The sequence below is a fragment of the Bordetella genomosp. 8 genome (assembly GCF_002119685.1).
In the GTDB taxonomy this organism is placed as follows: domain Bacteria; phylum Pseudomonadota; class Gammaproteobacteria; order Burkholderiales; family Burkholderiaceae_B; genus Bordetella_C.
This window is the reverse complement of sequence record NZ_CP021108.1, coordinates 4348664-4359980: the sequence shown is the minus strand read 5'-3', so window position 1 is coordinate 4359980 and position 11317 is coordinate 4348664. Positions and strand designations below refer to the sequence as shown.

General features: G+C 67.2%; 9 protein-coding genes. 2 read left to right on the top strand and 7 right to left on the bottom strand.

The window, feature by feature from the left end; genetic code table 11:
• Positions 1-2: 2 nt before the first annotated feature.
• From CAL12_RS19805 to CAL12_RS19785, 5 genes are all read right to left on the bottom strand, one after another.
• Positions 3-3179, bottom strand: a complete 3177-nt coding sequence (locus tag CAL12_RS19805; RefSeq protein ID WP_086066190.1) for an EAL domain-containing protein — start codon at positions 3177-3179, stop codon at positions 3-5.
• Positions 3180-3405: 226 nt separating this feature from the next.
• Entirely contained in the window at positions 3406-4818 is a 1413-nt protein-coding gene (locus CAL12_RS19800) for a GntT/GntP/DsdX family permease (RefSeq protein WP_086066189.1), read from the bottom strand.
• The gene (locus CAL12_RS19795) at positions 4815-5363 is read right to left on the bottom strand and encodes a gluconokinase (protein WP_086066188.1); all 549 of its coding nucleotides are present in this window, start codon (positions 5361-5363) and stop codon (positions 4815-4817) included. The genes CAL12_RS19800 and CAL12_RS19795 overlap by 4 nt, the downstream gene beginning before the upstream one ends.
• A gap of 158 nt (positions 5364-5521) precedes the next feature.
• Entirely contained in the window at positions 5522-6217 is a 696-nt protein-coding gene (locus CAL12_RS19790) for a thiopurine S-methyltransferase (protein ID WP_086066187.1), read from the bottom strand.
• Between the two features lie 54 nt (positions 6218-6271).
• On the bottom strand, positions 6272-7327 hold the full coding sequence (locus CAL12_RS19785; protein WP_086066186.1) for an NAD(P)-dependent alcohol dehydrogenase: 1056 nt from the start codon (positions 7325-7327) through the stop codon (positions 6272-6274).
• A gap of 199 nt (positions 7328-7526) precedes the next feature.
• Between CAL12_RS19785 and CAL12_RS19780 the strand changes: the two genes are divergently transcribed.
• A complete protein-coding gene (locus tag CAL12_RS19780) occupies positions 7527-8495 on the top strand; it encodes a LysR family transcriptional regulator (protein WP_086066185.1) in 969 nt (322 codons plus the stop codon).
• On the opposite strand, the gene CAL12_RS19775 is transcribed toward CAL12_RS19780, so the two are convergent.
• Together CAL12_RS19775 and CAL12_RS19770 are read right to left on the bottom strand one after the other, a co-directional pair.
• Complete coding sequence (locus CAL12_RS19775; protein WP_086066184.1) at positions 8404-9882, bottom strand: PepSY-associated TM helix domain-containing protein; 1479 nt, start codon at positions 9880-9882, stop codon at positions 8404-8406. The genes CAL12_RS19780 and CAL12_RS19775 overlap by 92 nt on opposite strands.
• Before the next feature lie 73 nt (positions 9883-9955).
• Positions 9956-10384 carry a DUF2946 family protein gene (locus tag CAL12_RS19770; protein ID WP_086066183.1) on the bottom strand — a complete coding sequence of 143 codons (429 nt, stop codon included), beginning with the start codon at positions 10382-10384 and terminating at the stop codon, positions 9956-9958.
• Positions 10385-10729: 345 nt separating this feature from the next.
• On the opposite strand from CAL12_RS19770, the gene CAL12_RS19765 reads away from it, so the two are divergent.
• Entirely contained in the window at positions 10730-11095 is a 366-nt protein-coding gene (locus CAL12_RS19765; protein WP_157793037.1) for a response regulator, read from the top strand.
• Positions 11096-11317: the final 222 nt, after the last annotated feature.

Genomic DNA, 11317 nt, shown 5'->3' with positions numbered 1-11317 from the left:
CCCTACGCCGTTGCCCACACCGGCTCGCGCTCGCGTGCCGCGACCCAGGCGGGCAGTTGCGAGCCGGGCATCGGCCGTCCGTACAGGTAGCCTTGCAACTGGTCGCAGCCGATGCGGCGTAGCGTCGTCGCTTCCTGTTCGCTTTCCACGCCTTCGGCCACCACGCGCAGCCCCAGTTCGTGACCCAGCTCGATGATGGCCTTGACCACGGCGATGTCCGCCGGCGCGTCGATCATGTCGCGCACGAAGGTCTTGTCGATCTTCAGGCGGTCCAGCGGAAAGCGGTTCAGATAGCTCAGGCTGGAATAGCCCGTGCCGAAATCGTCCAGCGACAGCCGCACGCCCAGCGAGCGCAGGGCGTGGATGGCGTCCAGGTAGCTTTCGGCCTGGCCCATCAGCACGGTTTCGGTGATTTCCAGTTCCAGCCATTCACCGGCGATCTCGTGCTCGGCCAGGCTGGCGCGCAGGGTTTCCAGCAGTTCCGGTTCGCGCAACTGGATTGCGGACAGGTTGATGGAGATGCGCAGGTTGCCCATGCCCTGGTCACGCCAGGCCGCCAGATGGCGGCAGGTTTCCTCGATGACCCAGGTCCCGATGGGAATGATGAGGCGGGTTTCCTCGGCGATGGGAATGAAGCGCGCGGGCGGCACGCTGCCCAGTTGCGGATTGGTCCAGCGCAGCAGCGCTTCCGCGCCCACGGTGGTGCCGGTGGTGGCGTCGATGCACGGCTGGAACACGAGCGAGAGTTCGCGATGCTCGACGGCGGTGCGCAGGCCGGCCTCGATCGCCAGCCGCATCCGCGCGCGTTCGGCCATGTCTGGCGAGAAGAACTTGAACTGGTTGCGCCCGCCGGCCTTGGCCTGGTACATGGCGGCGTCGGCGTTCTGCATCAGGGTGTCGATGTCGACGCCGTCATCCGGATACATCGCCACGCCCACGCTGCAGGACACCTGCAAGGTCACGCCGCCGATTTCGTGCGGCTCGCGCACCAGCGGGATCAGGCGATCGGAAATCAGTTGCTCGACGTCGGCGCGCGTGCCGACGTCGGCCAGGATGACGGTGAATTCGTCGCCGCCCAGGCGGCTGACGGTATCGCGCCCGCGCACCGCCTGCAGCAGGCGGCGCGAGACGGATTTCAGCAGGCCGTCGCCGATGTGGTGGCCGAGCGAATCGTTGATGTCCTTGAACCGGTCCAGGTCGATGAACAGCACCGCGCAACGCCGTTCGGTGCGCGGGCCATCGTCCAGCGCGCGCCCGAGTTCCTTGGTGAAGAGGGCGCGATTGGGCAGTTGGGTCAGCACGTCATGTTCGGCCAGGAAGCGGATGCGCGCTTCGCTCTTCTTGCGGTCGGTGATGTCGATGACGGTGCAGATATAGTGCGACACGACGGCGCCCTTGTCGCGCACGGCGTTCACCATCAGCCAGGCGGGAAAGTCGCCGCCCTGGCGGCGCCGTACCTGCGCTTCGCCGCTCCATGTGCTGGCGCGCTCCAGATTGACCGTCAGGTCTTTCAGCAGGGGTTCGCTGGCATTGTCGGCCACGATGAAGTCCGGCGTCTTGCCGACCACGTCGGCGGTGGAAAAGCCGGTCGACCGGTAGAAGGAGGCGTTGGCGCTGAGCAGGGTGCGGTCGGCGTCCAGGATAAGGATGGCTTCGGAGGAGGCCTCGAAGACCTTGGCCCAGAGTTCCAGGCGTTGCTCCATCAGCTTGATCTGGTTGATCGGCGTGAAGGCCGTCAGGACGGCATCGCGGCCCTGGAACTGCAGCCGCCGCGCCGACAGCATGGCCCAGGTGGGCTCGGCGCCGGCCTTCCACAGGACCTCGAATTCATCGACGGCATCATGGTCGGACAATTGCTGGAAAAAGCGGGCGCGCACGGCCGATTCCATGCCGTGCATCCAGGGATCCACCGTGCGTCCGCCCAGCCAGGCCAGCGCGGGTTGATTGGCGTGCAGCACTTCGTGTCCCGGCACCGCCGTGACCATCATCGGGACCGGGGTCGCTTCCACCAGCGATTGCTGGGCGGCGGCGGCGCGGGCCGTGGCGGCCAGCTCCTTCTGGACGTCGCGCTCGCGGTCCAACTGGCCCAGCATTTCGTTGAAGCCACGCACCAGCTGTCCGATCTCGTCCTGGCTGTCCCACGACGCGCGTTGTGTGTGGTCGCCGGTGCGCCTGACGCGGTCCATCACGCGTGCCAGGTGGCGGAGCGGGCGGGAGATCTGCTGGGCCACGAAATACACCATGCCCAGGATGCAGAACAAAAGGAACAGCGCCGTACCCAGGTGCAGCCACATGCGCGAGTACAAGGCGCGCACGCGGGAATGCAGCAGGGTATCCAGATAGTCGCCCGTGGTGAGCCAGACATCGCGCACGGACGCCACCACGTCGCGCTGCGCATTTCTGGCCAGGGCGACGTCGCCGCCATCCAGCGCGGCGCGCGCGGCCAGCCGGTAGCCGTCGATCGCCTCCAGCAGGCTATCCATGCCGGAGCCGATCGCGCGTCCCAGATCGCGATTGGCGGCCCGGCCTTCGGAAAAGTCGGAACGCAGGCCTTGCAGCACGGCGTCCAATTGCCCTTCCAGCAGCAGGTAGCGGGCGCGGGCGTCGTCGCGCGAGCGGATGGTCGCGTCGCCGCCGGCCAGCAGCTTGCCTATGCCATGCAGGGCATCCAGCAGCGCGGGATAGCGCAGGATGGACAGCGACATCGCGTAGTAGCTGTCCAGGTCCGGATCCAGGATCAGGTTGGACTGGTTGCCGATTCGCGTGATCAGGGCGCGGCTCGCGTCCACCGCGCGGTCGATGGGCGGCTGGCCGGGCTGCGGAGCGGGGTTCAGGCCGATCAGCGCCAGGCGCAGGTTTTCGTTCAGATGGGCGCTTTCCATGCGGGCGCCGTAGCGGTCCTGCGCGTCGGCCAGCGCGTCGGCGGTCCGCGCCAGCTTTTCCGGCGCGACGCCGTGTCCCGTGCTCGCCAGCGACACGTCGATCAATGCATCGCGCACCATCGCCACGTAGGCGCTGCCCAGGATTTCCTTGTTGGAGAAATCGATGGACAGGTACTTCTCGTGTATCAGGATGCCGCTGATGAAAACGACGGCGCTCAGGTCGAGCAGATAGATCAGCAACAGCTTGCGGCCGACCTTGAGTCGCGCCAGCAGGCGAAAAACGATATGACGCTTCATCCTTGGCCAAAAGCGCGGCCGGGCCGCGTTCCCCATGTTGGGCGCGATGTCGCGCCGCCGCTTGCCCCGCAGGACAAGGGGTTTTTGTACGTTTTGAAACCTTATGAGGCTAGTTATAACGCAGTGCGGCAAAGGGGGATAGCCGCGTGTCGGCCCTGTCGTGCGTTTCAGACAGTGGGCGGGGCGGACTGCACTATGTCGGTGCAGTCCGCGGCCTTGCGATGCTTCACATCACCAGGGAAAGGCCATAAGTCAAAACCAGGCCCATGACCGCCAGGATGGTTTCCATGAAGGACCAGGTCTTGATGGTCTGGCCCACGGTCAGGCCGAAGTACTCCTTGACCAGCCAGAACCCGGCGTCGTTGACGTGCGAGAAGAACAGCGAACCGGCGCCGATCGCCAATACGACCAGGGACAGGTGGTTGGGCGGCAGGTTGGCGGCCAGCGGCGCGACGATGCCGGCGGCCGTCACGGTGGCGACGGTGGCCGAACCCGTCGCCAGGCGGATGAACACCGCCACGATCCAGCCCAGCACCAGCGTCGACAGTCCCGTGGCGAGGGCGATCTTGGCGATGGCCGCGCCGGTGCCGCCGTCCACCAGGGCCTGCTTGAAACCGCCCCCGGCGCCGACGATGAGCATGACGCCCACCACCGGCAGCAGGCTTGCGGCGATCTTCTTGCCGAGCACCGAAATGTTGAAGCCGACCGCTGTGCCGAAGGTCACCATCGCCAGCAGGACCGCGACCAGCAGGGCGAACACCGGGTCGCCGATGAAGTCCAGCACATGGCGCGCCGGCGCGTTCTTGTCCATCCAGATATCCGCGCCGGCCTTCACCAGCATCAGCACGATGGGCGAAAGCAGGGTGATCAGCGTGACGGCGAAGGAAGGCGCGCGGGCCGCCTTCACGTCGGCATCCTCCACGCCCGTGCGGTCGTCGGCCGACACCGCCGAGTTGCGGTCGGAGCCGGTCACGGCCAGGCCCGCGCCGGCGGCGCCGATGGGGACCATGCGCGCGGCCAGCATGCCGAACAGCGGGCCGCCGACGGCGACCGTCGGGATGGCGATCAGCAGGCCGAGCGCCAGGGTCACGCCGACGTCCGCGTGCAGGATCGCGATGGCGGCCAGCGGGCCCGGATGCGGCGGGATGAACCCGTGCAGCACCGACAGGCCGGCCAAGGCGGGTATGCCCAGCCGCATGGCGGGTCCTTTCGACTTATGGACGGCCAGCATGACGACCGGAATCAGCAGCACCAGCCCGATCTCGAAAAACATGGGAATGCCGATGATGCTGGCCACCAGCGCCATTTTCCATGGCAAGGCGGCGGGGCGGCCCCGCAGGATGCGCTCCACGACCTGGTCGGCGCCACCTGAATCGGCCAGCAGCTTGCCCAGCATCGCGCCCAGCGCGATCAACACGCCGACGTAGCCCAGGACGCCGCCGACACCCGCTTCGTACGAGGCCGTGACCTTTTCCAGCGGGATGCCCGATCCGACGCCCACGAACAGCGCGCCGATGGTGAGCGCGATGAAGGCATGAAGCTTCAGCCAGACGATCAACACGACCAGGAGCACGATGCCGATCGCGGCGACGATCAGGACCTGGGTGTCGTGCGACGTCAATACGGTGGACGGGCTCATTGGTTTTCCTTTTTTTCCGTTGTCGTATTCAGGCCCAGCGTCTGGATGATGGTGTTGGCGATGGCGGAGGGCGCCGGTCCGATGTCCACGCGGATGGCGGGTTCGTCGGCCGTGGGTTCCTGCAGGGCGTCGAACTGGCTGTCCAGCAGGGTGGGGGGCATGAAGTGCCCGTGGCGGGCGGCGAGGCGGGCCGCGATGGTCTCCTTGGACCCGGCCAGGTACACGAACTCCACGCCATGGCCGCGCCGGTTGATGACGTCGCGATAAGGACGCTTCAGCGCCGAGCAGGTGATCAGCCCGTTTTCACCGGCATCGAGGCGCGCCTCGACCCACTGCGCGACCTTTTCCAGCCAGGGCGCGCGGTCCTCGTCGGTCAGCGGGTGGCCCGCATGCATCTTGTCGATATTGGATTGGGGGTGCAGGGCGTCGCCTTCTTCGAAAGGCCAATCCAGACGGCCCGAAAGAATAGCGGCCACGGTGGTCTTGCCGCAGCCCGATACGCCCATCAGCACCAGGACCACCGGTTTGTCGATGGAATTGGCCATGCCTGTACCCTCCTAGCATGTTGGTGTATCCCGCCTTCAGCTTGTGGTCAGTTGGGCGGGTTCCACAAAGGTTAGCTCATCTGTAGATGAACGGGCGAGCGAAGCAAGCGGCGAGCCCGGGCCTGGCCGTGGCTACGCACAGGGCGGCCGCGGCGGTCTCAGCGGCGGCGCCGCAGGCGATATGCGAGCGCGTCAAGCCGGCTGACGCCGGCTTTCTGGAATTTCGGTTCGAGCGCCAGGATGTCGCGTCGATAGATCAGTTCCGCCACGGAATGACCGGCGTACAAGGCCTGGACTTCTTCGTCGTCGACGCAGAAGGGCGGACCGTCCATCTCCGCTTGTGGGTAGTCCAGCGTGACGAGCAGGCCCTGGTAGTCGTCGGCGAGCTGGCCATAGATGTGGCGCACGTAGGGCTCGCGCATGTCGCGCGGCAGCGCGACCAGGGCGGCCCGATCGAAGACGCCGGCGCAGGCGCGCAGGGTATCGGCGTCGAGATCGAAGATATCGCCGCGGATGATTTCGATGTGGCCGGGGCCATGGCGCGAGTCGTCGCTGGCGCCGTAGTCGACGCTGTAATGCTCGCCCAGCGCGGACCGCCGCACCCGCGGCGCCAGGCCGTGCTCATCGAAGAATTGCTGCACGGCCAGCGGCGACAATTCGACGCCCAGCACGTGCAGGCCGCGCTCCGCGAGCCAAAGCATGTCCAGCGATTTGCCGCACAATGGCACCAGGACGCGGCTGCCCCGTGCGAATTCCAGCGTGGGCCAGAAACGTTCGAGGGGCGGCGAGATGCGGGTTTGATGGAAATGCGTGCGGCCTTCGCGCCAGCGCTCCAGCCAGAATTCCGGTTCCATGCGGCCTGCTCCTTTCATGCGATCCCGCGATTGTAAGGACAGGCCGCATGTTCGTCAGATCGTCGCCATGTCGATGACGAAGCGGTACTTCACGTCGCTCTTCAGCATGCGGGCATAGGCGTTTTCGATATCGTGCATATCGATCATTTCGACGTCGGCCGTGATGCCGTGCTCGGCGCAGAAATCCAGCATTTCCTGGGTTTCCGGAATGCCGCCGATCAAGGAACCGGCCAGCGAGCGGCGGCCCATGATCAGGTTGCCGACGTTGGGCGAAGGATGCGGGGTCGCCGGGATGCCCACCAGCGTCATGGCGCCGTCGCGCTTGAGCAGGGCCATGAAGGCGTCCAGGTCATGCGACGCGGCCACGGTGTTCAGGATGAAGTCGAAGCTGCGTGCATGCTGCGCCATGGCGCCGGCGTCGCGCGAAACCACGACCTCGTCGGCGCCCAGCTTGCGGGCTTCTTCGACCTTGGATGGCGAGGTGGTGAACGCGACGACGTGCGCACCCAGCGCGTGCGCCAGTTTGATGCCCATATGGCCCAGGCCGCCGACGCCGACCACGCCCACTTTCTTGCCCGGCCCGGTGTTCCAATGACGCAGCGGCGACCAGGTGGTGATACCGGCGCACAGCAGCGGCGCGGCGGCGGCCAGGTCGGCTTCGCCATGCCTGATCTTCAGGACGAAGTACTCATCGACCACCACGCTGGCGGAATAGCCACCGTAGGTGTTTTCGCCGCTGCCGTCCAGCCAGCCGTTGTAGGTGCCCTGGAATCCGTGCGGGCCTTCGCAATACTGCTGTAGCCCGTCGCGGCAGGAGGGGCAGGTGCGGCAGCTGTCGACCATGCAGCCCACGCCCACGATGTCGCCCAGCTTGAAGCGCGAGACGTCCTTGCCGACGGCGCTGATGCGGCCGACGATTTCGTGGCCGGGCACCGACGGGAAACGGATGCCTTCCCATTCGCCGCGCACGGTGTGCAGATCGGAGTGGCAGACCCCGCAATACAGAACCTGTATGGCGACGTCGTTGGGGCCGGGTTCGCGGCGTTCGATCGTCAACGGGGCGAGCGGGGTCGTGGCCGACTGCGCGCCAAAGGCCTTGGTGGTTTGCATGGTGATTCCTTCGAGTAATGCGCGTCCTCGTGGGCGGGCCGGGACCGGCCGGGCGCGGACGTGTAGGAGGGACAGCTCGGCGCCGCCACCTTCCGGATCGGGGTCCGGCAGCGCCGCGGCGACGCGTCGCAGGCAGTATAGGTAGCGCCGATTAGTGGGTCTATGCCCTAGAATTGGCATGGCCTACTGGCGAAATCCCATGAATCAACGTCCCAGCTTGACCGAATTGACCGCCTTCGCGGCGATCGTGCGCCACGCCAGTTTTCGAGCCGCCGCCGACGAATTGGGCATGTCCGCCTCGACGCTCAGCCACATGATGCGGGCGCTGGAGCAGCGGTTGGCCCTGCGCCTTTTCCACCGCACCACGCGCAGCGTGGCGCCGACCGAGGCAGGCGCGCGCTTCTTCCGCAACCTCTCGCCCATCCTGGCTGAGCTGGACCAGGCGTTGGCCGACGTCGGCACCCTGAGCGAGCAGCCGACCGGCAGCGTGCGGATCAACGCCGCCGAGCCGGCGGCGCGCATACTGATGGAGCGCATCGTTCCGACCTTCCTGCAGCGTTATCCGGGCATACACGTCGACCTGGTGGTCGAAGGGCGGTTGGTGGATATCGTCGCCGAGGGTTTCGATGCGGGCGTGCGGCTGGGGGAGTCGCTGCCGCGCGACATGGTCGCGGTGCCGTTCGGCGGCGATGGTCGCCTGGTGTGCGTGGCCGCGCCTGCCTATCTGCGGCGCGCCGGCACGCCGCGCACGCCGGATGAATTGGCCCGGCATCCATGCATCCGCTTCCGGCTGCCCAGCGGCAAGATGTACCGCTGGGAGTTCAAGCGTCACGGCCAGGAACTGAAATTCGACGCGGACGGCCCCATTACCCTGGACAGCATGGACCTGATGGTGTCCGCCGCGATCAAGGGCCTGGGCGTGGCCTTCGTCTGGGAAGACACGGCCAGGCCGGCCATCGACAGCGGCCAGCTCGCGACCCTGCTGGACGACTGGACGCCGCCCTTTGACGGCCACTACCTGTACTACCCCAGCCACCGGCTGGTGCCGGCGGGCCTGCGCGCCTTCGTCGACGTCATCAAGGACGTAGAGCGCGACGCGCGGCCGACGGCGGCGCCGCGGCCAGGCGCCAGCGCAGCAGATCGACCACCAGGAAGGCCAGGAGGCTGAGGCCCATCAGCGGCAGGCTCCACCCCAGCGCCGCGGCCAGCAGCACGGCGACGCCGCGTTGCCATCCCGGCAGGCGGCCCCAGGCCTGGGTGACCGTCAGCACGGGGGAGCCCGGCACGGGCCGGCGCCGCCACCACATCGCATAGCCCAGCACGACCATGGTGCTGAGGGCAATGCCGAAGGCGGCCATCAGCAACTGATTGGCCCAGCCGAACAGGATGCCCATATGCATGTCTATGCCCCAGCGGATCAGCTTGGCCACCAGCGGGAAGGTGGCAAAATCCGCGCGGCTGACGACGGACATGTCGCGGCCGTCGATGGCGACGGCGTCGACCTGCGTGGGCCAGGAGCGGTCGACTTCGCGCACCGTCCAGGCCTGGTCGGGCTTGCGCGGCGGACGGACTTCGATGCCGCTGGCGTCGATGCCGGCCGCGCGCGCCGTGGCCACCACGCGGTCGAACTGCGTTTCGTCACCGGACCGCACGGGCGCCGCCATGGCCATGGCCTGGCCGCCAGTCGCCATGTGTCCCATATGTTCCATGTGCGCCATGTGCTCGGCGTGCTCGCCGCCTGTGGGGGCCGCGGCGCCCGGTTTCAGGCTGGTGGCCAGGCCGGGCGTGAACCAGCCCAATTCCTGCCTCACGACGTTGATATTGCCGCCGGCCCAGCGCGACCACGTCAATCCCGTCGCCGACAGGAAGAACAGCCCGATGGCGATCCACAGGCCGATCAGGCTGTGCCAGCGCCGCAGGCGCGGCCGGCCAACGGCCGCGCCGGACCGGGCGGTCGCCAGCACTGCGTTGCGGCGGCGGCCGTAGGCCCATAGCAGGATCCCGCCCAGCGCGGCGAACCAGAGCCACGAAGCCGCCAGCTCGCTGTAGTTGCGGCCCAGGTCACCCAGCATGAGGTTGCGATGCAAGGTATCCAGCGTGGTGCGCAAGGGCAGGGTGCCGCTGGTGCCGTAGACGTTCAAGTCGCCCTTGACGGCCAGCGTGACCGGGTCGATGAATATCGCGCGATGTTCCGAATCCTGCAGCCCCGGCTGGGCGAACATGACGCGCGTGGTGGTGCCCGGCGCGGGGGCGGGGCGGATGGCGGCCAGCCTGGCTTGCGGACCGATCACCGCGCGTGCCGCGGCGATCTGTTCGGTCAGCGTATTAGCGGGACCGGTCGCGTCGCTGTACAACTGGTCCGCGTACAGGCGGTCCTCCAGTTGCGGGGTGAGCACGAACAGCGTCCCGGTCACCGCGGCAACCAGGATGAAGGGGCCGACGAAAAGGCCGACGTAGAAATGCAAGCGCGTGATGAGCGCCATCAATGCGGTGCCGGCGGCCGTACGGGGGACGCCGGCGCGCGCGGGCGCGCCGCGATAGGAAGTATCTGGCATGGGATGCACCTGTGCTTTGGGCAGACGAGCGCAGTCCCGCGCGTGCGCGGACTGCGGTGGACGCGGGGTATCGTCAGGCCAGGGGCGGTGCGCGCGAGCCCAGCGGCGGGCCGGCGGGCGGCAGGGGCGGCAGCTCGGCCGGCGCGACGAAGCGCACGGCTTCGTCGCGGACGGCCACCAGGAAAGGCGTCAGCGCCAGGGAAGGGAGATCCGCGGCCAGGTGGGCGGAGGCCCAGAACGGGCATTCGGCCCCGGCCATGTGGTTCGAGTCGGAATCGTGGTCATGCCCCGTATGTGCCTGCCCGCCTGTCACCAATTGCAGGACGGACACGGCGCCGGTGGACGTGCACAGGCTGATGCGCACCACGCCATGCCGCAGTGCGGCGGTGTCCGGCATATAACCCACCGGGATCATGGCACGCAGGCTGACCGCGAGCAGAAGCAGGCACAGCATCAGGCGTGTGCCGGAATCAGCGCGGAGCATCCGGGTGGGGTGGGGCATGGGAACGCATTCTAGCAATCGCCGGGCCGCCACCGCTCGCCCTGGCGCGAGGCCGGCAAATGCAACCAGATCAACCAATGCTTCCAGAAAGCCGCGAACGCGCCGAATATCACGCAAGTCGCGAAATTCGCGTGACGAACGAGGACCCCTCGAGATCTGCGCGTAGGGCGTGGGGATTTGCTGTATCTTACGCGCCCGGTTGCGGTCACCGATCGCGCCGGCCGGTTGCGGCGACCAATCCAGGCACGATGCTTGCGTGCGTATTCCTTCGGTCGTGAGTCGATACCCGCAGGCGGGACAGCAGGAACATGGCGGACGCGCATGGGCGCGCACGGAGTAGTGGATATGGCAAAAATCATGGTGGTGGACGACGAGGCATCGCTCGCCAGGGTAGTGCACGATGCGCTCAGCGGCGCCGGCCACACGGTGTACGTCGAGAACGACGGTTTGACGGCGTTGACCAGGATGCTGGAAGTGCAGCCGGACCTGGTGGTATCCGACGTGATGATGCCGGGCATGGGCGGCGCGTCGCTGCTTACCGCCATGCGCGACAACGCCTATCTGGAAGAAGTCCCGGTCATCGTCATGAGCGGCTTGCCCGAAGAGTCCATCGTCAAGGCCTGCCCGCAGTATTCCGCCTTCATCGCCAAACCTTTCGACCTGACGCTCATGGTCGATATGGTGGATCGGGTGCTCGGCACGTCCATCTAGGGCGCCATGCCCGAAGGTGGTGCGCGGCGGCCCGCTTCCGGGCCTGTTCGCATGGGCTTGGTGCCTCCGGGAATGCCTCCCCACGCATCCGTCGTCCCGTTTTGATGAGTCCGTCGCCTCCTGGGTGCATAAAGGGGGCGGGATTGTGCGCATGCCCTTCCGGGCGTTATACCCGTGATGCATAAGAGACGAGAGGCCCGACCGCCACGCCGGTACGGGCCC